This is a genomic window from Nocardia sp. NRRL WC-3656, from assembly GCF_000720265.1.
Classification (GTDB): Bacteria; Actinomycetota; Actinomycetes; order Mycobacteriales; family Mycobacteriaceae; genus Nocardia; species Nocardia nova.
This window is the reverse complement of sequence record NZ_JOJF01000019.1, coordinates 96,800-122,863: the sequence shown is the minus strand read 5'-3', so window position 1 is coordinate 122,863 and position 26,064 is coordinate 96,800. Positions and strand designations below refer to the sequence as shown.

At 69.3% G+C, this 26,064-nt stretch carries 16 protein-coding genes (1 of these 16 running past the window's edge); 3 read left to right on the top strand and 13 right to left on the bottom strand.

Features of this window, described 5'->3' with window-relative positions; genetic code table 11:
* Window positions 1-10: 10 nt before the first annotated feature.
* From IG65_RS0123690 to IG65_RS0123670, 5 genes are read right to left on the bottom strand one after another with little or no spacing between them, the layout of a single operon-like run.
* Window positions 11-823 carry a CoA ester lyase gene (locus IG65_RS0123690; protein ID WP_030517150.1) on the bottom strand — a complete coding sequence of 271 codons (813 nt, stop codon included), beginning with the start codon at window positions 821-823 and terminating at the stop codon, window positions 11-13.
* 8 nt (window positions 824-831) lie between these two features.
* Window positions 832-1,317, bottom strand: a complete 486-nt coding sequence (locus tag IG65_RS0123685; protein WP_030517149.1) for a MaoC family dehydratase — start codon at window positions 1,315-1,317, stop codon at window positions 832-834.
* A gap of 8 nt (window positions 1,318-1,325) precedes the next feature.
* Window positions 1,326-2,486, bottom strand: a complete 1,161-nt coding sequence (locus IG65_RS0123680; protein WP_030517148.1) for an acyl-CoA dehydrogenase family protein — start codon at window positions 2,484-2,486, stop codon at window positions 1,326-1,328.
* Window positions 2,483-4,540: an acetyl/propionyl/methylcrotonyl-CoA carboxylase subunit alpha gene (locus IG65_RS0123675; protein WP_030517147.1), complete on the bottom strand. Its 2,058-nt coding sequence runs from the start codon at window positions 4,538-4,540 to the stop codon at window positions 2,483-2,485. Before IG65_RS0123675 ends, IG65_RS0123680 begins: the two co-directional genes overlap by 4 nt.
* Window positions 4,541-4,545: 5 nt before the next feature.
* Complete coding sequence (locus IG65_RS0123670; RefSeq protein WP_030517146.1) at window positions 4,546-6,123, bottom strand: carboxyl transferase domain-containing protein; 1,578 nt, start codon at window positions 6,121-6,123, stop codon at window positions 4,546-4,548.
* A 127-nt stretch (window positions 6,124-6,250) separates the two neighbouring features.
* On the opposite strand from IG65_RS0123670, the gene IG65_RS0123665 reads away from it, so the two are divergent.
* Window positions 6,251-6,844 carry a TetR/AcrR family transcriptional regulator gene (locus IG65_RS0123665; protein WP_030517145.1) on the top strand — a complete coding sequence of 198 codons (594 nt, stop codon included), beginning with the start codon at window positions 6,251-6,253 and terminating at the stop codon, window positions 6,842-6,844.
* A 26-nt stretch (window positions 6,845-6,870) separates the two neighbouring features.
* On the opposite strand, the gene IG65_RS0123660 is transcribed toward IG65_RS0123665, so the two are convergent.
* Window positions 6,871-7,314: an SRPBCC family protein gene (locus IG65_RS0123660; protein WP_030517144.1), complete on the bottom strand. Its 444-nt coding sequence runs from the start codon at window positions 7,312-7,314 to the stop codon at window positions 6,871-6,873.
* 442 nt (window positions 7,315-7,756) lie between these two features.
* Here IG65_RS0123660 and IG65_RS0123655 point away from each other — a divergent pair, with 442 nt between their 5' ends.
* Entirely contained in the window at window positions 7,757-9,010 is a 1,254-nt protein-coding gene (locus tag IG65_RS0123655; protein WP_030517143.1) for a TetR family transcriptional regulator, read from the top strand.
* A 4-nt stretch (window positions 9,011-9,014) separates the two neighbouring features.
* Here the strand turns inward: IG65_RS0123655 and IG65_RS0123650 are convergent, their stop codons facing one another.
* From IG65_RS0123650 to IG65_RS0123640, 3 genes are read right to left on the bottom strand one after another with little or no spacing between them, the layout of a single operon-like run.
* Window positions 9,015-9,674: a hypothetical protein gene (locus tag IG65_RS0123650; RefSeq protein WP_030517142.1), complete on the bottom strand. Its 660-nt coding sequence runs from the start codon at window positions 9,672-9,674 to the stop codon at window positions 9,015-9,017.
* A 47-nt stretch (window positions 9,675-9,721) separates the two neighbouring features.
* On the bottom strand, window positions 9,722-10,432 hold the full coding sequence (locus tag IG65_RS0123645; protein WP_030517141.1) for an NUDIX domain-containing protein: 711 nt from the start codon (window positions 10,430-10,432) through the stop codon (window positions 9,722-9,724).
* A gap of 51 nt (window positions 10,433-10,483) precedes the next feature.
* The gene (locus IG65_RS0123640; protein ID WP_030517140.1) at window positions 10,484-10,921 is read right to left on the bottom strand and encodes a hypothetical protein; all 438 of its coding nucleotides are present in this window, start codon (window positions 10,919-10,921) and stop codon (window positions 10,484-10,486) included.
* 526 nt (window positions 10,922-11,447) lie between these two features.
* On the opposite strand from IG65_RS0123640, the gene IG65_RS0123635 reads away from it, so the two are divergent.
* On the top strand, window positions 11,448-14,747 hold the full coding sequence (locus IG65_RS0123635; RefSeq protein ID WP_081879705.1) for a BTAD domain-containing putative transcriptional regulator: 3,300 nt from the start codon (window positions 11,448-11,450) through the stop codon (window positions 14,745-14,747).
* A 1-nt stretch (window position 14,748) separates the two neighbouring features.
* On the opposite strand, the gene IG65_RS0123630 is transcribed toward IG65_RS0123635, so the two are convergent.
* The 4 genes from IG65_RS0123630 to IG65_RS36075 all read right to left on the bottom strand — a co-directional run.
* Window positions 14,749-15,153 carry a helix-turn-helix transcriptional regulator gene (locus IG65_RS0123630; RefSeq protein WP_051756736.1) on the bottom strand — a complete coding sequence of 135 codons (405 nt, stop codon included), beginning with the start codon at window positions 15,151-15,153 and terminating at the stop codon, window positions 14,749-14,751.
* Complete coding sequence (locus tag IG65_RS0123625; RefSeq protein ID WP_030517137.1) at window positions 15,150-15,809, bottom strand: SRPBCC family protein; 660 nt, start codon at window positions 15,807-15,809, stop codon at window positions 15,150-15,152. Before IG65_RS0123625 ends, IG65_RS0123630 begins: the two co-directional genes overlap by 4 nt.
* 124 nt (window positions 15,810-15,933) lie before the next feature.
* Window positions 15,934-16,152 (bottom strand): MbtH family protein, encoded by a 219-nt coding sequence (locus IG65_RS0123620; protein ID WP_030517136.1) that lies wholly within the window; start codon window positions 16,150-16,152, stop codon window positions 15,934-15,936.
* Between the two features lie 417 nt (window positions 16,153-16,569).
* Window positions 16,570-26,064 carry the 3' portion of a non-ribosomal peptide synthase/polyketide synthase gene (locus tag IG65_RS36075; protein ID WP_369801580.1) on the bottom strand. It continues 7,881 nt past the right edge of the window, so the window shows 9,495 of its 17,376 coding nt (coding positions 7,882-17,376); the start codon falls outside the window, past its right edge; its stop codon occupies window positions 16,570-16,572.

The window sequence follows — 26,064 nt, the reverse complement described above, 5'->3', positions numbered from 1 at the left end:
TCTCCTAGGTCTACCGGGCCCCGGCGCGCTGCAGAATGCGCTCGGCGTGCCGGATCACCGGGCCGTCCACCATGCGTCCCTCGAAACTGAACACACCGCGATTGTTGGGCACCTCCGCCAGCACCCGGCGGGCCCAGTCCACTTCCTCGTCCGCCGGCGCGTAGGCGGCCCGGATCACCGCGAGCTGCTTGGGATGGATGGCGACCTTGACGTCGTAGCCGACCGCCACCGCCTCGTCGGATTCCGCGCGCAACCCGTCGAGGTCGGCGATATCGAGGTACACCGAGTCCAGCGCGATCTTGCCGTACGCCTTCGCCGCCAGCAACGCGGTCGAGCGCAGCTGCCGTGCCACATCGCGATAACCGCCGTCGGCGCGGCGGCTGGAATTGCCGCCGAGTCCGGCGACCAGATCCTCCGCCCCGGCCATCGAGGCGATCGCATTCGGCGCGGCCATGACCTCTTCGGTGCGCAGCGCGCCCAGCGGCGATTCGAACAGCGCGAGCACCTCGTAGTCCGAAAGCAGTGAGAGCTGTTGTGCCGATTCGCATTTCGGCAACATGATGCGACGGTAGGAGGTCGAGGCCAGCGCGGTCAGGTCCGCGTCGAAATCGTGCGTACCGGCCGCGTTGACCCGGACCACCGTCCGCTCCGGATCGAGCGGCGTGGCCATCAGCACCTCGCGCGCGGCCTCCTTGTCCCCGGCCGCGACGCCGTCCTCCAGATCGATGATCACGACGTCGGCGGCGGCGGCGGCCTTCTCGTAGCGTTCGCCCCGGTCGGCGGGGCAGAACAGCCAGGCCGGGCCCGGGAGTTCCCAGTTCATCCGCTCTCCTACTCGCCGTCCGGGCGCATCCGCATCAGGGTTTTGCGGACCGCGGTGGCCACCACGTCGCCGTGCTGGTTGCGCCCGGTGTGCGCGAAGGTCGCGATCCCTTCGCCCGGACGGCTTTTCGACTCGCGCTTGGCGGTCACCAGGGTTTCGGCGTACAGGGTGTCGCCGTGGAACATCGGCTTCGGGAAGGCGACCTCCGAGAAGCCCAGATTGCCCACGATGGTGCCCTGCGTCAGCTGCGCCACCGACAGGCCGACCAGCGTCGACAGCGTGAGCATCGAATTGACGAGTCGCTGATTGAACGGGGGCAGGCCGTCGGCGAAGGCCGCGTCCAGATGCAGCGCCTGGGTGTTCATCGTCTGCGTGGTGAACGCGATGTTGTCCGCCTCGGTGATGGTGCGCCCGGGCCGATGTTCGTACAGCACACCGATTTCCAGCTCTTCGAACCACAGCCCGCGCTGCACCACCCGGCGCACCGGCTCCATCGGCTCGCTCACAGTCCCAGCTCCCGTCCGATCAGCATCAACTGCACCTCGGTCGTGCCCTCGCCGATTTCCAGAATCTTGGAATCGCGATAGTGCCGGGCCACAGCATATTCGTTCATGAAGCCGTAGCCGCCGAAAATCTGGGTGGCATCGCGAGCGTTGTCCATCGCGGCCTCGCTGGCGACCAGCTTCGCGATCGCGGCCTGCTTCTTGAACGGCTTGCCCGCCAGCATCAAGGCCGCCGCATCGTAGTAGGCGGTGCGCGCGGCGTGCGCCCGCGCCTCCATCCGGGCGATCTTGAACGCCACCGCCTGGTTGCGGCCGATGGTGCGGCCGAAGGCCTCCCGCTCACCGGCGTAGCGCACGCTCTCGTCGACACAGCCCTGTGCCGCGCCGACCGACAGCGCCGCGATCGCGATCCGGCCCTCGTCCAGGATCCGCAGGAAGTTGGCGTAGCCGCGGCCGAGTTCACCGAGCAGATTCGACTGCGGCACGCGGACGTCGGTGAAGCTCAGCGGATGGGTGTCCGAGGCGTGCCAGCCGACCTTGTTGTAGGCCGGTTCGGCGACGAAGCCGGGGGTGTCGGTCGGCACCAGGATGGTGGAGATCTCCTTCTTGCCCTCCGACTCACCGGTCACCGCGGTCACGGTCACCAGCCGGGTGATATCGGTGCCCGAATTGGTGATGAACTGCTTGCTGCCGTTGATGATCCAGTCGTCGCCGTCGCGGACGGCGGTGGTCCGGGTGCCGCCGGCATCGCTGCCCGCGCCGGGTTCGGTGAGACCGAAACCCGCGAGGGCGCGCCCGGAGGTCAGCTGCGGCAACCACTCCTGCTTCTGCGTCTCGTTGCCGAACCGGTAGATCGGCATGGCGCCCAGCGACACCCCGGCCTCGAGCGTGATCGCCACGCTCTGGTCGATCTTGCCGAGTTCCTCGAGCGCCAGGCACAGCGCGAAGTAGTCGCCGCCCATACCGCCGTACTCCTCCGGGAACGGCAGGCCGAACAGACCCATATCCGCCATGCCGGATACGACCTCGTACGGGAAGGTATGGGCCGCATCGTGTTTCGCCGCCACCGGCGCGACGACCTGTTTCGCGAAATCGCGAACGGTCAGCGCCAGATCTCGGTACTCCTCCGGCAGCGTGCCGGTGGACAGGAAATCGCTCATGCCTGTGCCTCTTTCTGCTCGGTGTCCGCCTGCTCGCTGTCCGATTCCTCGGTGTCCACGACGGGCTCGGCGGCGATCCGCGCCAGGACCTGTTCGACCTGCACCTGGTCGCCCGCCGCGACCAGCAGCTCCACCTTTCCGGCGACCGGCGCGGTCAGGGTGTGTTCCATCTTCATCGCCTCGACCACCACCACCGGGGTGCCGGCGGCCACCTCGGCGCCCGGGGCCACGTGCACCGCGATCACCGAACCCGGCATGGGGCTGAGTATTTCGGCATCGGTGAGCTGTTCGTCGCCACCGCGCAGACTCGGTTCGGCCACCTCGCGCACCGCCGCGACGCCGTCGGCGCCGGCCACCCAGATCGGGCCGCCGTGTTCGGCGACCCGGTAGCGCAGCCGGATCCCGTCGAGGTCGATCGTCAGCACCGCGTCGTCGCGCGCGGCGGTCAGCGAGCGCGGCTGCCCGGCGTCGACCGCCACCCACGCGTCGGCCGGGGTGCCCGTGATCGCCACGTGCACGACGCGGTCGCCGCCGTCGAGCCGCAACACCGTGGGCGCGGCGGTGCCGATGCGCCAGCCGTTCGGGATGTCCCACGGGCCGCGCGGGGCATCCGGCCACGCCCGCAGCCAGCGCGCCACCGCCGCCGCGACGAACTGGTCGTCCGTGGCCGGTGCGGGGCGGAAGTCCCCGGCGCGCCGGTCCAACAGCCCGGTGTCGAGATCACCGCGCAGCACATCGGGATCGGCCAGCAGGAAGCGCAGGAAGTCGGTGTTGGTCCGCACGCCGAGCACCTGGGTGTCGGCCAGTGCCTGATCGAGCCGGGCGATCGCGGTCGCGCGATCGGGGCCGTGCGCGATCACCTTCGACAGCATCGGGTCGTAGTCGCTGCCGATCACACTGCCGGTGCGCAGCCCGGAATCGACCCGCACGCCCGGACCCTGCGGCTCGGCCAGCGCCAGCACGGTTCCGCCGGTGGGCAGGAAGTCGCGGCCTGGATCCTCGGCGTAGACGCGAGCCTCGACGGCGTGACCGGTGAGCTGGATATCGTCCTGTTCGGCGACGATCTTCTGCCCGGCCGCCACGCGGACCTGGCATTCCACCAGATCCACCCCGGTGACCAGTTCGGTCACCGGATGTTCGACCTGCAGCCGGGTGTTCATCTCCATGAAGAAGAACTCGTCCGGCCGGTCGGCGGAGACGATGAATTCGACGGTGCCCGCGCCCACGTAGTCGACGCTGCGCGCGGTGTTGCAGGCGGCGGCGCCGATCCGGGCCCGCGTCTGCGGGTCCAGCAACGGCGAGGGCGCCTCCTCGATGACCTTCTGATGCCGGCGCTGCAGGCTGCATTCCCGCTCACCCAGATGCAGCACGTTGCCGAATTGGTCGGCGAGGATCTGCACCTCGATATGCCGCGGTGTGGCGACGAATCGCTCCAGGAACAACGTGTCGTCACCGAACGCCGCGGCGGCCTCCCGGCGCGCGCTCACCAGCGCCGCGGGCAGATCGGCGGGATCGTCGACCCGGCGCATCCCCTTGCCGCCACCGCCCGCCGACGGCTTGACCAGCACCGGATAGCCGATTTCGGTTGCGGCCGAGATCAATTCGTCGTCGGTCAGACCGGGCCGGGCGATACCGGGCACGACCGGCACCCCGAAGTCGGCGACCGCGGTCTTGGCCGCGATCTTGTCACCCATGATCTCGATCGCCCGCACGGGCGGACCGAGGAAGACGATGCCGGCCTTCTCCAGTGCGGCGGCGAACGCCGAATTCTCCGACAGGAAGCCGTAACCCGGATGGACGGCTTGCGCACCGGAGCGCACGGCCGCGTCGACCACCCGATCGATATCGAGATAGCTCTGCCGCGCCGGGGCCGGACCCAGCCGCACCGCGACATCGGCCTCGGCCACGTGCCGGGCGGCGACATCGGCGTCGCTGTAGACCGCCACCGAGCGAATACCCATGGCGCGCAACGTGCGGATCACGCGCACGGCGATCTCGCCGCGGTTGGCGACCAGCACGGTGTCGAAGGGCACCGGGTGAGATTTGTTCAGCATGGTGATCACATCCGGAATACGCCGTAGGAGACAGGTTCGAGAGGCGCCTGCGCACAGACCGACAGCGCCAGGCCGAGCACGGTTCTGGTATCGGCGGGATCGATGACCCCGTCGTCCCACAGCCGGGCGGTGGAGTAGTACGGATTGCCCTGGTGCTCGTACTGTTCCCGGATCGGCGCCTTGAACTGCTCCTCCTGTTCGGCGCTCCAGGAATCACCGAGCTGATCGCCGCGAACGGTGGCCAGCACCGAGGCGGCCTGCTCACCGCCCATCACCGAGATGCGCGCGTTCGGCCACATCCACAGGAAGCGCGGCGAATACGCCCGCCCGCACATCGAATAGTTGCCGGCGCCGTACGAACCGCCGATCACGACCGTCAGCTTCGGCACCCGCGCGCACGCGACCGCGGTCACCATCTTCGCGCCGTGTTTGGCGATACCGCTCGCCTCGTAGTCGCGCCCGACCATGAAGCCGGTGATGTTCTGCAGGAACACCAGCGGAATGACCCGCTTGTCGCACAATTCGATGAAATGCGCGCCCTTCTGGGCGGATTCACCGAACAGCACACCGTTGTTGGCGACGATGCCGACCGGATGGCCGTGGATGCGCGCGAAGCCCGTGACCAGGGTGCGGCCGTACTCGGCCTTGAATTCCTGGAATTCACCGCCGTCGACGATCCGCTCGATCACCTCGTGCACGTCGTAGGGCGTGCGCAGGTCCACCGGAACCACGTCGTAGAGCTCCGACTGCGGGGCGATCGCGTCGACCGGCGCGGTGATCTCCCACGGACTCGGCGACTTCGGCGCGAAGGTGCCGACGATGCGGCGCACGATGCGCAGCGCGTCCTCGTCGCTGTCGGCCAGATGGTCGGTGACACCCGAGGTGCGCGAATGCAATTCGCCGCCACCGAGTTCCTCCGCGGTGACCACCTCGCCGGTGGCCGCCTTCACCAGCGGCGGCCCACCGAGGAAGATCGTGCCCTGATTGCGCACGATCACCGCCTCGTCGCTCATCGCGGGGACATAGGCGCCGCCCGCGGTGCAGGACCCCAGGACCGCGGCGATCTGCGGGATTCCCTTGGCGCTCATGGTCGCCTGGTTGTAGAAGATCCGGCCGAAATGTTCGCGGTCGGGGAAGACCTCGTCCTGATGCGGCAGATGCGCGCCGCCGGAGTCCACGAGGTAGATGCACGGCAGATGGTTCTGCAGCGCCACCTCCTGGGCGCGCAGATGTTTCTTGACCGTCATCGGGTAATAGGTGCCGCCCTTGACCGTCGCGTCGTTGGCGACGATCACGCATTCCCGGCCGGACACTCGTCCGATACCGCCGATCACCCCCGCGCCCGGGCAGTCGTCGCCGTACATGCCGTCGGCCGCCAGCGGCGACAGTTCCAGGAACGGGCTGCCGGGATCCAGCAGCCGGTCCACCCGCTGGCGCGGCAGCAGTTTGCCGCGCGCCAGATGCCGCTCGCGGGCCCGCTCGGGTCCGCCGAGCGCACTCGCCGCCAGCTTCGCGCGCAGCTCGTCGAGCAGCGCCAGATGTGCGGCACGATTGCCGGCCTGCACGTCCTGCGTCAGGGTCATCACGCCATCCTGCCCATTCGGTTAGTGGCCAATAACTGGAAACTAAGATAATCTTCGTTAACTGAAATGTCCAGGCGTGCCGGAAACCGGACCTGCCGAACGCCGCCGACCTGCGGAGAGGAACCCGATGAGCAGCAGTGAGGCCATCGCTCCCACACGCCGGGAGCAGCTCAAGGCGCAGCGGCGGCAACAATTACTGGAGGCCGGGGCGCGGCTCATCGCCGACCGCGGCTTCCCCGGGGTGCGGCTCGACGACCTCGGCGCGGCGGCCGGTATCAGCGGGCCGGCGGTCTACCGGCACTTCCCCAACAAGGAAGCCGTCCTGGTCGAATTGCTGGTCGGAATCAGCACCCGGCTGTTCGAGGGCGGCAAGGCCGTCGCCGAACAGGCCGAATCCCCGCGCACGGCACTGGCCGGATTGATCGAGTTCCATCTCGACTTCGCCCTCGGCGAGCCCGAACTCATCCGTATTCAGGATCGGGACCTGGAAAGCCTGCCCGAATCCGCGCGGCGGCAGGTGCGCCGCCTGCAGCGGCAGTACGTGGAGATCTGGGTCGGGGTGCTGCGCGGCCTGCACCCGGAACTGGACGAGACCGCCGCACGGGTCAAGGCGCACGCCACCTTCGGCCTGATCAACTCCACACCGCACAGCGCCTCCCCCACGCTGGCCGGACGGGCCCGGCCTATTCTGCGCGAGATGGCCTGGGCCGCGCTGAGCTGAGAACCGAGGGCCCGAGCCGGCGCGGGCTAATCGCGACGGAGTTCGGCCTCGGCGGTCGAGAGGACCGCGCTGACGCCCAGATAGACGGCGGGGATCAGCGCGAGGGTCCAGGCGGCGGCGAAAAGTGGTGTGGCGACCTCGAATTGGGAGTGCCAGCGCACCCGGGTGCCGGACGGATGGTCGTCGAAGGTCACGGTTCCGTCCTGACGACGCAGCGGCGGAAGCGATTTCAATATGCGATAACGAAACAGTCGCGGCGGGTCGTAGTCGACGACCTCCTCCGTCAAGCGCAGCAGCGGCGTCACCAGCAGCCGCACCGCCCCGACCCCGTGTTCGGAGACATTGCCCGGACGGACCGGAGTGACCCGCCGGATCGCCGGAACGCGCTGGTAGTTGGTGGCGTCGGTGATCCAGTCGAAGACGTCGGCGCGGGGTGCCCGGATGATCCGTTCCAGGTCCAGCGTGCGCATCGAGAGTCCCTTCGCTACCGCGGTGTCGTATGAATTCCCGACCGGCGGGGATGCCGGATGGGTGCCGAGTGCCAGCGCAGCGTACGGCGGGGCGGGCACCCGCTGCCAGTGACGAGAGTCGAAACGATGCTATTTCGATACGAGCAAGCGATCTGGTCATTCGCCCAAGCTGGGTGTTATCCGAGAAAAGATGAATCCGGTCGGTATTTGCTTGCGACAGAATGCTTTTCATTCGCACCGGGACACCCCGGCGGCCCGGGCGCCGGCGGCGATAGGACACAATTGTCGAGACCCGGCCCGGGCTCGGCCTTCGCCACCGCGGCGATCCCCCGCAGGTCTCCCGGAACCGGCGGTAACACCGGGCAGCCGGAAATCATCCGGTGACTACCATGGCATTCATGAGTGCCGAGGAGTGCCGCCGCACCACAGACAGGCCGGAACCGTGAGCGTAGAGCGCGGCACCGCGAGCCCCGCAGAACAGCCGGCAACAAAGCCACAGGAGCGGGTGATTCGGCGTCGCCCGAAGAATCGGCGTGCCCAGATCGCCGCGACCTCGGCGGCGGCGTTCGGCTCGCTGGGCTATCACGGGGTCAGCATGGAGGACATCGCCTCCCGCCTCGGCATTTCCTCGGCGGCCCTGTACCGGCACTATCCCAGCAAGTACGCGCTGTTCCGGGAGGAACTGCTGCGTCTCGGCGCGCTGACGGTGGAATCGACCACGGTGGCCCCGGAGGCCGCGGACCTTCCGGTGCGGCAGCGGCTGGCCGGCGTGCTCGACGCCATGATCGCCGCGACCATCGCCAATCGCCCGACCGTGACGCTGGCGCGGTGGGAGGGCCGCTATCTCGACGACACCGATCGCGCGACGCTGGACGAGCAGTTCACCACCTCGATCCGCGCCCTCGCCGACCTGCTCGGTGAATTGCGCCCGGAACTGCCCCGGCGCGACCGGCTGGTGCGCGCGGTGGCGCTGCTCAGCATCGTCAGCAGCATCGGCGACCACCACGCCACGCTTCCGGTGAAATCGCTTACCGCCGTGCTCAATTCGGCCGCATGGGCGATCATCGGCGCCGAACTACCGGACGCCGCGCCGGCGGCGGCCACACCGCGGTCGGTGGAGATACCGCAGTCGTTCAAACACGAACTGCTGCTGAAGAAATCGGTGGAGCTGTTCCACCAGCGCGGCTATCCCAATGTGAGCGTGGAGGATATCGCGACGGCCGCGGATCTGTCCGCGGCCTCGGCCGTCTACCGGTATTACCGCAGCAAGAGCGATCTGCTCGCGGCCGCGTTCCGGCGGGCGGCGGATCGGGTGTCGGGTGCGATCGGCCCGGCCACCGCCTCGTCGAAATCTCCCGCCGAGGCACTGTCGAAGCTGATCGACCTGTATGTCACCGGGTCGTTCGAAGAACGCGAATTGACCTTCGTCTATTACGCCGAGTTCAGCCACGTTCCGCACGAGGAACGCACGGTGCTGCGCAATATTCAGCGGTTGATCGTGGCCGAATGGGTGAAACTGCTGGTCGCGGTGCGGCCGGAGCTGTCCGAGGCGCAGGCGCGCATTCTGGTGCAGGCCGGATTCGGGCTCGTGGTGGATCTGGGCCGGGTCTTCGGCGACGACGAGAACCTCTGCCCGCCCGAGCGCGTCATGGCCCTGATGGAGGTCGTGCTGTTCGGGTCGCCGCGCCGCGAGTGACCCGTCAGCCGGTCACGCGCGGCCACGGGTAGAGCGCGAGGTGGATGAGCAGGATCGCCAGCAGTCCGAGCAGCAGCGCGGCGACGAACCCCGCGCGATGCTCGAGATAGCCGATCGTGCGAAACAGCGTGGGAAACGGCACTTCCCGCGCGAAGAACATCGACAGCACGCTCGGCAGGATCACCCACATCACCGCGATGGTTCCGTAGAGCACATAGGCGCCGGTGAAGGTCCCCGGGTCGACCGCGCGGGCTCCCCCGGCGAAGGCGACCGCGGCGGCCAGCGCCGCGCAGGCCAGCACCAGATAGCCACCCATCCCCTCGGTGCGCACGGCATCGGGGTCGGGGGTGAGCCGGCCGTTGGCCGTGGTCTGCCGGCCCGCGACCGTGGCCGGTTGCTGCGGCGGCATCGCCAGCTGCGGTAGCGAGTAGTAGGCCAGCACCACGATCACGAAGACGACCACGAGCCGCACCCACGAATGCCCGTCCTCGAGGTGGCCGATCGTCGCCGAAATCGTCGGCCAGTCGGCCAGATCGAAAACCGCGGCCAACTCCGGGACCGCGATGACGATGCCCGCGAGCCCCCACATCAAATATCCCCAGAACTCCGCCGAGCGCCCGGCGACCGTCGGCGCGCTCGGGGTCGCGGTAGTGACCTCCGTCATACTCCTGGTGTACCACCGCGCGGGCACGCGGGGGCAACGACGGGGAATCAGCTGGGCCGCAACATCGGCGGGTGCAGAACCTGCGCGGGACCGGCACGATAGAGCTTGGCCGGACGACCGCCGTCGCGGGTGGTAGTGGCGCCGGTGGCCAGGACGAAACCCGGTGTAGTGGTGACCTTGCGATGGAAATTGCGCGGATCGATATCGGTGCCCCACATCACCTCGTAGACCCGGCGCAGTTCGGCCACCGTGAATTCGCGGGTGCAGAAGGCGGTGGCCAGCGGTGTGTATTCCAGTTTGGCACGGGCCCGCTCGACACCGTCGGTGAGAATGCGGCGATGGTCGAAGGCGATGCGGCCGTGCTCGGCGAGCAGTTGCTCCACCGACCAGATACCGGCCGCCGTGGCCTGCGAACCCGCTTGCGGCGCGGGTAGATTCGGCGCCAGCGCCAGATACGCGGTACTGATGACCCGGCCGCGCGGATCACGGCCGGGTTCACCGTAGGTCGCCAGCTGCTCCAGATGCATGCGGTCGCCGCGAATTCCGGTCTCCTCGCGCAACTCCCGCACCGCGGCCGCGGAGAGGCTTTCCTCGGGCCGGACGAACCCTCCCGGCAGCGCCCATCTTCCGCGATAGGGTGCGTAGAGGCGCTGGACCAGCAGCGCGCACAGCGTGTCGTTGGCAGTGTGGCGGGCGCCCAGGGTCAGAACCACCAAATCGACCGCGACCGCTGCATTGAGGCGAAAACCACTGCCCATGACGGGCATTGTAATCGTCAGTCTGACGATAAAAACGCGGCGGTGAATTCCTCAGCTCGCGGCGACGAAAGTGAACGGGCCGAATTCCCCGACATGTCCGAGGATCCAGTCCCAATGTGAAACCGGGTCGACGACCACACCGGCCTGCAGCAGTAACCGCCAGCCGAGCTCGTCGTGCTCCCAGACGTCACCGTCGGCGTCGACATAGAGCCCACGGGTGACCGGTTCCGGTTCCGTGACGGAATTCTCGCCCGCGTGCGCGAAGGCGCCGAGTGTCCCCTCGTCCGGGCGGTCCGCATGAATTCCGCCGCCGACCAGGGCGTGATCGGCCAGTTGCGCGACGGCGCGGGCCATGGCCACGAATTGGCCCGCCGGCACCGCGATCACCTCGTCGGTCCGCATGAACAGTTCTCCCGCCTGATCGTCGTCGTGAAAGAGGGCCACGATGTCCGGCACGGTGGGCCGGGGACGGATCCTGTTCTGACTCATGATTTCTCCTGCCCTGCGCCACCGAATTCCGTTACCGCGTTCTGTGACGTTCGAACCATTCGAAACCTCCCCATCCATCAGGTTTGTGAGCGTCAGCCTTGTCCATCCCACTTCTGGTTCACTTCCGGTCGAATCGGGCGGCAAGCAATTGACCGATATCGAGAGCAATTCCGAAGTTGCGATGAAATATACGAGCCGAGGATGGTCACCGGACCGCGAAACAGCGGTTCGCCGACAAAGTCACAATTGCATTACAAGCCGCTCACCTCGCCACTCGGTATCGAACCACGTGTGGCACAACCTGGAACAGCCGGAACGTGATGCACAACACACGGGCGCCGGAAGTACCACACGGAATGGATATAACGATTTGGCAACCATGAAGCTAACGACAGACAGCGCCGAAAATTTAGAGTAGAGATTCTGATTTAAATCAGATGTCCAGCGTAATGGCCGTCCGTCGGCTGCTGAACGGGACGGGCCATGGGGAAGGTGTCCGGGATGTCACGGTTGCAGGGGGCATGGCATGGCTGATCGGCGCATCCATGTCCTCGGGCCGATGCACATCGCACTCGACGGAACACCGATCCGTCTCGCGGGCCGGCTCACCCGGGCCCTGCTGGCGCGCTTGGTGATCGCGCAGGGCCGCGCCGTGTCGACCGATCGGCTGGTCGACGAGTTGTGGGACGGGGAACCCCCACCCAAGGCGACGTCGGTGCTGCAGGTGCACATCCACAACCTGCGGCGGGTGTTCGAACCCGAACGTCCCGCCCGCGCGCCGGCGACGGTGGTGGTGTCGGAGGGGCTCGGCTACGCGCTGCGGTTGCGCGACACCGAAGTCGACGCCTGGCAGTTCGAATCGCTCCTGCACGAATATCTGCAGGTGAGCAGCGGCGCCCGTGCCCCCGAGGCGGCCACGCGCACCCGCATGCTGGATATCGCGCTGGCCTGTTGGAACGGACGCGCGCTGGAGAGTTTCGCCGATTGCGGCTGGGCGGCGGCCGAGGCGGCGCGGCTGACCGATCTGTATCTGACCGCCGGTGAATTGCGCGCACAGGCCGCGCTGGAACTCGGCCGCACCACCGAGGTGATCAGCGGCCTGCGGCGCACCGTCGAGGACCGGCCCGACCGCGAGGAGAGCGTGCGGCTGCTCGCCCTTGCGCAATATCGGCTGGGACAGCAGACCGAAGCGCTGGCGACGCTGCGGCGCACGGCGGAATTCCTCACCCGGGAAATGGGACTGGATCCGGGGCGTCCCATCCAGGAATTGGAGACCGCGATCCTCAACCAGGCGGTTCCGGTGCTCGAGTCCACCCTGCCGACCGCGCCCATCGCGGTGCGCGCCGACCTCGTGCGCGACATCGAGCGATCGCCCGAGCCGAACGAGCGGGCCGACAGCGCGACCGCACTCGGATACCCGGTGCAGCGCAAGGTCGTTCTGGAGGCGGCGTACGAGGCGATCGAACACGGCGCCCGGGTGGTGTGGATCTGCGGCGGCGCGGGATTCGGCAAATCGGCGCTGGCCGAGGCGGTCGCCACCGAACTACGCCGCCGCGACTGGGTGGTCGCGCCCGGACGCTGCCCGGAGGTGGACGGGGCGCCGCAAGCGTGGGTCTGGGCCGAGGTCGCCGCGAGGTTCGGCGCCGATCTGACCTCGCGGCCGGTTCTCGGTGGGGCGTTCGAGATCTCCCGGGTGATCGCCGACCGCTGCCGCAAGGCCGTCGCCGACGGCCCGGTCGCCCTGGTGCTCGAGGACCTGCACCGCGCCGACGAGGCCACCCTGCAGATCCTGCGCCAGGCCGTGGCCTGGCTGCACGACCAGCCGCTGCTGATCATCGCCACGCTGCGTGAGGTGGAGGCGCCGCCGTCGGTGCGGGCCGCCGTGGCCGCTCTCGCCGATCCGACCGCCGCGCATATCGAGCTCACCGGTGTCGATCTGGACGGGACGTGTGCCATCGCACGGGCCGCCGGACTGTCCGGTCTGGATACCGATCTGCTCGCGCTGTTGCACGAACGCACCGGCGGTAATCCGCTGTTCCTGCGTGAGCTCACCGCCGCGATGGCCGTCGGTGGCGATGTCCACGATCTGCCGCCGAGTGTGCGTGGGGTGATCGAACTGCAACTGGCGCGGATGCCGGATGCGGTCCGCGAGGTGCTCGAGTACGCCGCCGTCTGCGGGGAGCGGGTGGAACCGGCGACGCTGGTGGCGCTGACCGAACGGACCGAGGACGAGATCATCGGACTCGTCGGCACCGCCGAACTGGCGCGGCTGGTGATCATCGATCCCGCGGGGCGAATCATGTTCGCGCACGCGCTGATCCGCGACACGGTCTACGCCGGGATTCCGCAGCTGCGACGGACGCGGATGCATCAGGGGGTGCTGACCCTGCTGGGCGGCTGCCGGCCCGACGACGTCAGGGCGGTCGAGGTGCTGGCCCATCACGCGGTGCGGGCCGTCACCGCGAGCACCGCCGACTCCGCGGTCGACTACATCACGACGGCGGCGCGGCACTGTGTCGAGCGCGGTATGCGCGCGGACGCGGCGCCACTGTGGCGCACGGTGATCGAACTGCGGCGGCTGGCCGGGCACGAGGATCCCGATGCCTCGCCCGCGGATCGGGTCGCCTGCGTGGACGCCTACTGCGAACTGGTCACCGCCTCCGCGTACGCGGGGCGCATCGCCGCGGCCCGCGACGCCCGGGAGCAGGCGCTGCGGCTGGCCACCGAATTGGGCGACGGGGAGTTGGTGGTGCGCGCGCTGACCAGTTGGCGCGCCCCGGTGGTGTGGGCGATGCGGGACTGGAGATGGTCGAATCCGCGGCTGCGGCGGGCACTCGCCGTGGCCTCCGCCCGCGACCAGCCGGTGGCCACCCAGGTTCGCCTGCTCACCACCGCCGTCTTCGAATCGAGCCCGGCCGCGCACCGGCTCGCCCACACCCGTGCCCACGCGGCACTCAAACTGGCCCGCAGTACCGGCGACGCCGAATTGCAGTGCCTGGCGCTGAACGCGCTGACTCACCTGGTGCTCGACGGCCATTCGGGCGACGACCTGGGACACCGGGCCGCCGAGCTGGAGCGTCTCGCGACGTCGGCCGATCTGCCCCAATACCGCGCTCTCGCACACTATCTGCGCTTCCGCACCGCCTGCCAGAACGTCGACCTGGCCGAAGCGGGACGCCAGGCGGCCCTCGCCCTGGAGTTCGCGGGCACGGCACAGGTGCGGCCGTTGGCGACCATCCTCGGATACTTCCGCGCGGCCACCGAGATCCTGCGCGGCGATATCGGCCGGGCGGCGCACTATTTCGACGAATGCAGCTCGGCGGGAAAGGATTTTGGCTTCCCCGAGGGCGATGAGGCGGCCCTGATCGCGTTGCTGCCCCTCGGCTGGGCGCGCCGCGATCTGTCGCCCGCCGTGGACTGCCTCGCCGAAATCGAGGCCGCCCTCCCCGGCATGCTCACCCAGATCTACATCGTCGCGCTCCTCGACGCCGGCGAGCGCGCCGAAGCCGCCGCGCTCTTCCACCACGGCCCCGAGGTCGACGAGCACTTCTATCCGGTCATGATGCGGGCCCACCGCGCCCGCGCGGCGATCGCCCTCGGCTCCACCGCCGACTGCGCCGAACTCTATCGCCGGCTCCTGCCCGCCGCCGGGACCGTCGCCGGCCTCGAAACCGGTTTCACCCCATTGGATCCGGTGGACGAGATCCTCGCCGAACTGGCGACCGCGTGCGGCGACGGGGTCACCGCGGCCAAGCACCGGGCCGCCGCCACGCGGCTGCGCGAACGGATTCGCGGGCAGCTGGCCAAGAACAGCGGACTGTTGTGAATCACCCTGCGGCGTAACCGCTTTCGTGCGCCTCCGGCGGGGCGACGGCGTCTCCCGCGCGCCGCTCGCGTTTGCCACGGGTGATCTCGGTGGCGAGGGCGTCGAGGGGATTCGCCAGCCGATGCAGCGGGTCGAGCAAGGTGGTCAGCCAGGTTCTGGCGATCTCCACGCCGGCCGCGTCGAGGCGGTAGTACCGGCGGGTGCCCTCGGCGCGGACGGTGACCAATCCGGTGTCGCGCAATATCTTCAGGTGCTGCGACACCGCGGGCTGGGAGATCGTCGTGGTGGTGCGGACCGCCTCGACCAGCGCGCCGGCGGAGTGCTCGCCGGCGGCCAGCAGTTCGAGAATGTGACGGCGCACAGGGTCGCCCAGCGCATCGAAGATGCGGGCGGGTGGGACGGTCATCGAGCTTCCGGGGTGTCCTCTGGTTCGGTGGTGTAGAAGGCGAAGGTCTGTTCGGCGGCGGTCCGGGCCGCCGTGGGGTCGTCGCCGTCGGCGATCGCGGCCGCACCCCACGCCGTGACGGCGGTGCGGATGAATGTACGGCCTTCCGCGGTAGTGTGCAGCGTGAGCGCCACGGTCTGATCCACCGGCTCACCACTGTCCACATGCATCCCCAGGCCCAGCAGGGCGAGGTCCCAGCCCACCCCGACCGCACCGGGCCCGAACTGCGTCCACATGGCCGGATCGATCGGCGCCTCGTGCTCGAGCTTCAGTTCGGTACCGTCGCCGGCGGGGCCGAGGGTGACCTCCAGCCAGGAGATCTGCGGGCCCATCTCCCAGGTGACGGCGAAATGCTTCGGCGCGTCACAGCGTTCGACCACGCCGTTGGCGTTGCCCTCGAGCTGATAGCGGCCGCCGACCTCCAGCGATCCGCTGATCGGCAGGAACCAGCGCGGAATGCGTTCGGCGTTGGTCAGCGCGTCCCACAGATCGGCCTGATCGGTGGGATAGCTGCGGCGGGCGACCGCGATCCTGGTGGTGGCGCCGTCGCGAGAGCCGGTGCGGACCTCGCGCGTGACGAGCCCCGCGAGGGCGGCGGGATCGGAGAGCAAGGGCATGACATACCTCCTTCTATAAGTTGTAACTTATATTAGCAGGCGGGCCGGGCCGATGCGAGGAGAACGTGAACGCCGCGACGTGCCGGTGCAGGGGGTTCGGATGGCACGCCGCGGCGCGACGCATTCAGTTGGCTTGTAGGCGCATGGCCTCGATCAGCGACTTCGGGCGCATATCGGTCCAATGCGATTCGACATAGTCGAGGCAGAGCTGACGCAGACAAGGGCCGTGAGCGATCGTCCATCCGCTCGGCACGGCCGCGAACACCGGCCACAACGAGTGCTCGCCTTCATCGTTGGTCAGGACGTAGAACTCGGCGTCGTCATCGTCGAATGGGTTGCTCATTCGATTACCTTTCGTGCGGAACTGTGTCCGGCGCGGTGACTCCACCACCGCACCGGGTGATGGTGCGGGCCCGCGATGTCCGGGCCCGCACCGCGATCAAGCGCCCGGTGTCACCGACACCGCCGATCCGGTGGAGAGCAGGTTCGCGAGGGCGGTGAAGATGCTGCCGAGGCCGGAGCTTCCGGTATCCATCAGTCGATAATCCTTTCTGGAGCGATTTACTTCGGGGTGTAGGCGAGGCTGGAACCGGAGCTGAGGAAGCTCAGGATCTGGGTGAGGATCGCGGTGTAGTCGGTGCCTGTCATACTTTTTTTCCTTCTTCCTTTCACGGTCGCGAACCGCGAACGCCGGACCGGCGCCCGAGGGCCGCACGGAACTTGATCGGTTCCGGGCTGATGAGGCGAAAAGCGATGCTGATCAGTCTGTTTCGCCGTTGTTCAGGTGTTCGCTCAGCACCGCGCCGATGCGTCGCAACGGTTCCGCGGACGTCATGCGCCAGTGGGTGGTGGGCAGGCGGTGGCGCCGCACCGTGCCGCTGACCGCCGATGTCCACCCCTCGGCGCCCGGATCGCTCGAGGCGTCGTGGGCGGCGACGAAGTACGTCAGATCACCTCGATAGATCCGAGGCCGATAGGCGGCGGCCAGATCGACCGATTCCAGCGCCGCCTCGAGGACGGCGCTGATCCGATCCCGGCCCAGCGACGCGAACGGTTCGGGCAGCATGTCGAGGAGCGCGGCACGATCCTCCGGCAGGTCGCCGAAGTCCTCGATCCGCTCCCCCAGCAACCCACCCAGCAGTTCCGGCAGCGCGACCGGCTCGGACTCGTCGGCATCGGGCTCGCCGAGCCGGCTGTCCATCACGGCCAGCAGTTCGACCCGCTCACCCTCGTCCTGCAACTGCACCGCGACGGCATGGGCGAGCACGCCACCGAGCGACCATCCCAGCAGGTGATACGGCCCCTCCGGCTGCACCGAGCGGATCGCCTCGACATAGCGCCGCGCCCACCCCTCGACGGTGCCGGGCAGGTCCTCCCCGCTCAGCGCCGGCGATTGCAGCCCGTAGAGCGGCCGCTCCACCGAGGCGGCCAGGCCGGCGAACGACCAGGCGACACCACCGACGGGATGCACACAGAACAGCGGCTCGCCGATACCGCTGCGCCGCAACGGAAGCAGCACGTCGAAGGCGGCAGCGGGATCGATATCGCCTGCGGCCCGGTCCAGTTCGGCCAGCACGGCCGCAGGCGTCGGCGCGGTGAACAGCGTCAGCACCGGAACCTGTTGCCCGAGTGCGGCAGTCAACCGCGCCGCGAGCGTGGTCGCCGAGAGCGACGTGCCGCCGAGTTCGAAGAAGTTGTCCTCCAAGCCGAATCGCTGCACACCCAGCACCCGCGCGAAGGTCTCACAGACCAGCGTCTCGGCCGCGGTCCGCGGAGCGCGGAATTCGCGCACCGTGCGCGGCGGCGCCGGGAGGGCACGGCGTTCGAGTTTGCCGGACGCGTTCACCGGAAGTTCGTCGAGCACGACCACGACCGCCGGAACCATGTACGCGGGCAGATGCCGCGCGAGTCCGGCACGCAACCGATCGGTGTCGACGGTGTGCCCGGCCTCGGCGACCACATAGGCCACCAACTGCTGGTCCATGCCGTCGTCGCCGCGGACCAGTGCGACGGCCTGGGCGACCTCGGGCTGCGCGACCAGCGCCGCCTCGATCTCCCCGGGCTCGATCCGCAGCCCGCGCAGCTTCACCTGGAAGTCCGAGCGGCCGCGGTACTCCAGCTCGCCGTCGGCATTCCACACCACCAGATCGCCAGTGCGGTACATGCGTTGCCCGCCCACTGCGCCCATGCCCCCTGACCCGCCCGCTGCGCCCATGCCCCCTGACCCGCCCACGAAGGGGTCGGCCACGAACCGGTCCGCGGTCAGATCGGGACCTGCGAGATATCCGCGCGCCAGCTGGCTCCCGGCCAGGTACAGCTCGCCGGTGACACCCGTCGGCACCGGACGCAATCGCGAATCCAGCACGTAGACACGGGTATTGAAGACCGGGCGGCCGATCGGCACCGTGGCGGTATCGGCATCGGTGACCTCGTGGTAGGTCACGTCCACCGCGGCCTCGGTGGGCCCGTAGAGGTTGTGCAACCGGGCGCCGGTCAGGGTCCGCAACCGCTGCGCGACCGCTGCCGGCAGCGCCTCACCGGAGGCGAAGACCCGCCGCAGCGAGGTACCCGCACCGGCCCCCGATCCCGCGACGAACACCGCGAGCATCGACGGCACGAAGTGCGCCGTGGTGACCGATTCGGCCGCCACCAGACGAGCCAGATATTCCGGATCGCGATGCCCCTGCGGTGCGGCCAGCACCAGCCGGGCACCGATCTGCAACGGCCAGAACAACTCCCACACCGACACGTCGAAGGTGACGGGCGTCTTCTGCAGCACCACGTCGTCGGTCTGGAGCCGGTATTCCGACTGCATCCACACCAACCGGTTCACGATCGCCCGGTGGCTGACCGCCACGCCCTTCGGGCGCCCGGTCGACCCGGAGGTGAAGATCACGTAGGCGATGCCGTCCGGCCGCAACGGACACACCCGGTCCGCATCGGTCACCGCGGCGTCGCTGTAGTCCGCGAGGTCCAGCCGCTCCAGGGTGATCGCGCCATCGATCGTCGAATCATGCAGTCCCAGCACGCATTCCGGTGCAGCAGTGTCGAGGATGTGCCGAATCCGCTCGTCCGGCTGATCCGGGTCGATCGGCACATAGGCGGCGCCGGCCTTGATCACCGCGTAGACGGCGACCAGCAGTTCGACCGAGCGCGGCAGTGCCACCGCCACCCGCTGCTCCGGTCCGATCCCCCGGCCGATCAGATACCGGGCCAGCCGGTTGCTCCGCGCATCGAATTCCGCATAGGTCAGAACCCGTTGTGCGACAGCGGTTCCCGCGCGATCCTCGGCGATCGCCACCGCCTCGGGATGCACGGCCACCGCGGCCGCGAACCGGGCGGTCAGCGTGTGCGGATGGTCGCTGCCGAAGACCGGCGGCAGATCCCGGGCTGTGTCGTTGTAGTCGACCAGCATGCGGATGCGTTCGGCGTCGTCCAGCAGGTCGATATCGCCGATCGCGACTTCGGCGTCGGCGGCGACCCGGTCGATCACCCGCAGGAACCGCTGCACGAACCGCTGCACCGTGGCCGCGTCGAACAGGTCGGTGGCGTAGGTGACGGCGGCCGAGATGCCCGCCGGGGCGCCCTGCTCGTCGTAGGTGTCCGTCAGATACCAGTGCAGATCGAATTGCGATGTGCGCGTGTCGACATCGAGTTCGCTCACCGTCACGCCGGGCAACCGCACCTCGGCCCGATTCAGGTTCTGGAACGACAGGCCCACCTGGAACAGCGGATGCCGCGCCGTCGACCGGACCGGATCGAGCAGTTCCACCAGTCGTTCGAACGGCACATCACTGTTGGCGAAGGCCGCCAGATCCGTCTCGCGAACCTGGTCGAGCAGCTCGGCGAAGGATGCCTGCGGCGCGACCCGGGCGCGCAGCACCAGCGTGTTGACGAACATGCCGACCAGGTCGTCGAGTTCCGCCTCGCCGCGGCCGGCGATCGGCGCGCCGACCGCGACGTCGTCGGTGGCGGCCAGCCGGGCCAGCAGGACCGACAGCGCGGCGCGGACCACCATGAACAGCGAGGCCTGGCGAGTGCGGGCCAGCCGGTGCAGGGCCGCGTGCCGCTCGGCGCCGATCTCGAACGTCAGCGCCCGGCCGCGCAGCGACTGCACCTTCGGGCGCGGTCGATCCGCCGGCAGCGCCAGCTGTTCGGGCAGGTCCGCGAGGGCGGTGCGCCAGTGCGCGAGCTGACCCGCGACCAGGGATCGCGGATCGTCCTCCGCGCCGAGCAGCTCGCGCTGCCACAGTGCGTAGTCGGCGTACTGCACCGGCAGCGGGGACCACTGCGGGGCCGCACCGGCCGTGCGCGCGGCATAGGCGGTCAGCAGATCCCGGACCAGCGGCGCGGCCGAGGCGCCGTCGGCGCAGATGTGGTGCATCGACAGCACGACGATGTGCTCGGACGTATCCGTCACCCGCAGCAGCGCGGCTCGCACCGGAATGTCGGAGGTGACATCGAAGGGGCGCGAAAGCATGTGCGCGAATTCGGCTTCCACCTCGGCGGTGGTCACCGAACCGACCGTGAACTCGGCGTCGGCGCCGGCCAGGATCTGCTGGAACGGTCCGTCGTCGCCCTGCGGATAGACGGTCCGCAACACCTCGTGCCGTTCGACCACATCGGCGAAGGCGAGTTCCAGTGCGGCGGCGTCCACCGCACCGGTCAGGCGCACCGCGAACGGCACGTTGTAGGCCGCGGAGGTCGGGTCCATGCGGTTGAGCAACCACATCCGCTGTTGTGCCGGTGACAGCGGGATCCGTTGCGGCCGAGGCCGTGCGGTGAGCTCGACCCTCGTCGTACCGGCATGGGCGGCGAGCCGTTCGGCCAGGGCACGCACCGTCGGCGCCTCGAACACCGTGCGCACGGGGATCCGGGTCGCGGTCCGGGCGCCCAGGCGCGCGACCACCTGGGTGGCGATGAGCGAGTTGCCGCCGAGTTCGAAGAAGTCGTCGTCGGCGCCGACCCGTGGCACCCCGAGCGCCTCGGCCAGGACCGCGGCGACCAGTCGCTGTTGCGGTGTGGCCGGCTCGCGGTAGGGCCGCGCCCGGAACTGTGGTTCCGGCAACGCCTTCCGATCCAATTTGCCCACCGGGGTGAGCGGCACACGGTCGAGGACGACGATCGCGGCAGGCACCATATGCGACGGCAGACTGCGCGCGGCATAGGCGGTCAGCTGCTGCGGGTCGACCGAACGTCCCTGCACCGCATGCACATACGACACCAGCGCGGTGGCGCCGGCCGGAGTCTCGCGACCCAGCGTGACCGCGAAATCGATATCGTCGTGGCCGGTGAGCACCGCGTCGATCTCGCCGAGTTCGATGCGGAAGCCGCGCACCTTGACCTGGAAATCGGTGCGGCCCAGATATTCCAGCTCCCACTCGCCCTCGCCGCCGACGATCCAGCGGACCAGGTCGCCGGTGCGATACATCCGGGTGCCCGGCGTGCCCCACGGGCAGGCGACGAATCGGTCGGCGCTCAGCCCCGCCCGGGCGTGGTACCCGCGGGCCAGGGCCTCGCCCACCACGTACAGTTCACCCGCGACACCGGGCGGCACCGGCTGCATCCGCGCGTCGAGCACGAGTGTCGTCGTGCCCGGCACCGGGGTGCCGATGGTGATCGGCACGCCCGCGACCAGGACGGCGTAGGCCGAGGAGATGGTGGCCTCGGTCGGGCCGTAGCTGTTGACGAAGCGGCGGCCGGGCTGCCACTTGGCCAGCAGTTCCGGCGTGGTCGCGTCGCCGCCGGCGCCGACGACCTCGAGGTCCGGCAGTCCGGACGGATCGACGGTGGCCAGCATGGCCGGGGTGATCATGGTGTGGGTGACCCGCTCGGCGCGCAGCAGCTCGGCGAGTTCCTGTCCGCCCAGCACCGACGGCGGCGCGATGACCAGGGTGGCTCCGCTGCCGAAGGTCAGCAGCCACTCCTCCAGCGACTGATCGAAACTCGGCGAGCAGACGTGCAGGAAACGGTGCCGCGGCTCCACCCGGCACAGCCGGGTGGCATGGGCGGCGAGATTGGCGACCCGCCGGTGCGTGACCGTGACGCCCTTGGGCAGGCCGGTCGAACCCGAGGTGTAGATGGTGTAGGCGGCGTTGTCCGGGCGCAGTGGACGGATGCGATCGGCATCGGTGATCGGATCGTGGGAGCGGCTCGCACAGGCCGCGGCGGTGGTCTCGTCGTCCAGCGCCAGCCAGGTGGTGGCCGCGGGCAGGTCGGCAGCGAATTCCCTTGTGGTGATGCCGATTACGGCAGCCGAGTCGACCACCATATGCCGGACTCGATCCGGCGGGTAGCTCGGATCGACCGGCACGTACGCGCCGCCCGCCTTCGCGACCGCCCAGACCGCGGCGATCATCTCGTAGGAGCGCGGCAGCGCGATCGCCACCGCCCGCTCCGGCCCGACGCCCGCGTCGATGAGCATCCGGGCCAGCTGCGAGGACTGCCGATCCAGCTCGCCGTAGGTCACCGATCGCCCGTCGATGCGCACCGCGATCCGGTCGGCGCCGTGCCGCAGGCCGCGCGTGAAGATCTCCGGCAGCAGCTCGTCCGCGAGCACCGGGCCGCCGTCCATCCGGGTGAACTGCTCGTACTCGGGCGCCGACAGCAGCGGCAGGCTGCCGACGGCCCGCTCCGGGGCGGCGGCCACGGCCGTGAGCAGTCCGGTGAAGCGCCGGGCGAACGATTCGACCGTGGTGTGGTCGAACAGATCACGCGCGTACGACAGGTCGGCGAGCAGTCCCTCTCCGGTCCCCTGCACGGTCAGCGACAGATCGAATTGTTCGGCGTCGAAATCGAAATCGACGGCCTCGACCCGCAGTCCGGGCAGTTCGAAATCGCGCTGCGGCAGGTTCTGGAAGGTCAGCATCACCTGGAACAGCGGATGGCGGGCTGTGGAGCGCTCCGGATTCACCAGCTCGACCAGTCGCTCGAAGGGCAGATCGGCGTGTCCGAACGCCTGCACATCGGTATCGCGTGCGCTGCGGAGCAATTCGGTGAAGGTCGCCTCGCCCGGTACCCGGGTGCGCAGCACGAGGGTGTTGACGAACATGCCGACCACATCGTCGAGTTCGGCCTCGCCGCGGCCCGCGATCGGGGTGCCGACCGCGACGTCGTCGGTGCCGGCCATGCGTGCCACGAACAGCGCCCACGCGGCATGCACCACCATGAACAACGTCGCATTGTGGGCGCGGCCCAGCTCGGCCAGATCCGCGCGCAGCTGCTCCGAGATGGGGAACACCACCCGGCCGCCGCGTGCGGACTGCACCGCCGGACGCGGGCGATCCGCGGGCAGATTCACCTCGTCCGGCAGACCGGCCAGGGCCTCGCGCCAGTAGCGCGCCTGCGTCGAGATCAGGCTCCGCGCATCGTCTTCCGAGCCCAGCACCTGCCGCTGCCACAGCGCGTAATCCGCGTACTGCACCGGTAGCGGCGTCCAGTGCGGAGCCTGGCCGGCGCTGCGGGCGGCATAGGCGAGCATGACATCGCGGGTCAGTGGCCGCATGGACCAGCCGTCGGCGGCGATGTGATGCACCACGAACACCAGTACGTGCTCGTATGCCGAAAGGCGCAGCAGCGCAATGCGAATCGGCACCTCGGTGCTCACGTCGAAGCCGGCCGAGGCCAGTTCGGCGATGCACGCCGCGACCTCGTCGGCGCCGACCGGCCGCGGGGTGAGGTCCGCGCCCGCCTGCGCGGCGGGCAGGATGTGCTGCACGACACCGTGGGCCGTCTGCGGATAGACGGTGCGCAACACCTCGTGCCGGCCCAGGACGTCGAGCACCGCCTGCTGCAACGCGTCGACCCGCAGCTCACCGCGCAGCCGCACGGCGGCGGGCACGTTGTAGGCCGCGGATTCGGGTTCGAACTGGTTGAGGAACCACATCCGCTGCTGTGCCAGCGACAACGGCAGCGCCTCGGGCCGCGGTCCGGCGGTCAGCGCCGTGCGACCACCGGAGCCGATGTGGCCGTCCACGCGCACCGCGAGCGCGGCTACCGTCGAGGCCTCGAACAGCAGCCGCACCGGAATCCGGGCGTCCAGGGCCGCGCCGAGGCGGGCGGATACCTGGGTGGCCAGCAGCGAGTTGCCGCCGAGGGCGAAGAAGTCGTCGTCGGCGCCGACCCGGGGCGCCCCCAGCACGGCGGCGTAGATATCGGCGATCGTCTGTTCCACCGGGCCGGCGGGAGCGCGGTAGGCCGTCGCCTCGAAGACGGGGCGGGGCAGCGCGGCCCGGTCCAGTTTGCCGTTCACCGTCAGCGGCAGCGCCTCGAGGACGACGAACGCCTCGGGCACCATGTAGGACGGAAGTGTCCGGGCCAGAGCCGTTTTCACCTCGGCGATATCGACATCACCGGCGGACGGGACGAGGTAGGCGACCAGTCGATCGGCGGTGCGCGGATCCGATACCGCCAGCACGGCGGCCTGCGCGAGCGCCGGCAGCGCGAGCAGCGCCGCCTCGATTTCCCCGAGTTCGATGCGGAAGCCTCGCACCTTCACCTGGAAATCGGTGCGGCCCCGATATTCGAGTTCGCCGGCCGCGTTCCAGGCCACCACGTCGCCGGTGCGATACATGCGGGCTCCGGATTCGAACGGGTCGGCCACGAACCGTTCCGCGGTCAGATCGGCGCGTCCGTCGTAGCCGCGCGCCAGCTGCGCACCGGCCAGATACAGCTCACCGGGCACGCCCACCGGCACCGGCAGCAGCCGCGAATCCAGCACGTACACCCTGCTGTTGGCCTCCGGACGACCGATCGGAACGGTCACCGTGTCGGTGTCGTCGACCGCGTGGGCGGTGATCGAGACCGCGGTCTCGGTCGGGCCGTAGAGGTTGTACAGGCGGGCGGAACCGGCGCGGCGCACGCGCTGCGCGGTGGTCGCGGGCAGCGCCTCGCCGATGGCGAGGATGCGGCGCAGCGAGGCCGGCAGGCGTCCGCCGGAGGCGGTGAGCAGCGCGTCGAGCATCGACGGGACGACGTGCAGCGTGGTCACCCGCTCGCGCCGTATCAGCTCGTCGAGGTAGGCGGGATCGCGATGGCCATCCGGGGCGGCGACCACGAGCCGGCCACCACAGACGGCGGCGGACCAGAACTCCCACACCGAGAGGTCGAAGGTGGCGGCGGTCTTCAACAACACCGCGTCGTCGGCGCCCAATTCGAATGCCGCTGTCTTCCAGCGCAATTGGTTGACGATCGCCTCGTGTGCGAGGGTGACGCCCTTGGGCCGGCCCGTCGATCCGGAGGTGAAGATGACATAGGCCGGATGCTGCGGCAGCAGCGGGGCACGGCGGTCCCGATCGGTCACCGGGGCGGCGGACAGCGCCGGCACCTCGTCGACGTCCACCACGCGGAACTGCCCGTCCCGCAGCGTCGGTGCGATATCCGAGGTGGTCAGCACACACAGCGGAGCCGCGGTCGAGAGGATGTAGTCGACGCGTTCGGCCGGCTGGTCCGGATCGACCGGCACGTACGCGCCACCGGCGACGCTGACCGCGTACATGGCGACGATCAGTTCCCGGGAACGGCGCACGGCCAGCGCCACGCGGGTCTCCGGGCCGACGCCCAGTGCGATGAGATGCCGGGCGAGGCGGTTGACCTGCGCCGACAATTCGGCATAGCTCACCGGTTCACCGGCGCCGTCGCGATCGACGATCAGCGCGGGTGCGGAACCGGCGGCTTCCACCGTCGCATTCCACAGCGCGGGAAGCGTTGTCGCACAATAGGTTTCGGAGGTGTCGTTCCAGGTCTGCAGAATCCGCACCCGCTCCTGCGGCGCGAGCAGATCCACCGAGCCGAGCGCCCGAGCCGGATCGGCGCACACCGCTTCCAGCAGCCGCAGCAGCCGCTCGCCGAAGCCGGCGACGGTGGGGGCGTCGAAGAGAGCGGTGGCGTAGGTGAGGGAGGCGGCCATGCCGAGCGGCGCGCCGGATGCGTCGTAGCGGTCGGTGATCACCAGATGCAGGTCGAACTGCGAGACCGCGGTATCGAAATCCGCCGCGCTCACCGTCAGGCCGTCCAGCGCGAATTCCGCGGCGGCCTGGTTGTGGAAGGAGAAGCCGACCTGGAACAGCGGATGCCGGGCGGTCGACCGGACCGGGTTCAGCACCTCCACCAGCCGCTCGAACGGAATGTCGGCGTGGGAGAAGGCGGCCAGGTCGCCGTCGCGCACGCCCGTGAGCAGTTCGGCGAAGCCGGCGCCCGGATCGACCTCGGTGCGCAGCACCAGGGTGTTGACGAACATGCCGACCAACTCGTCGAG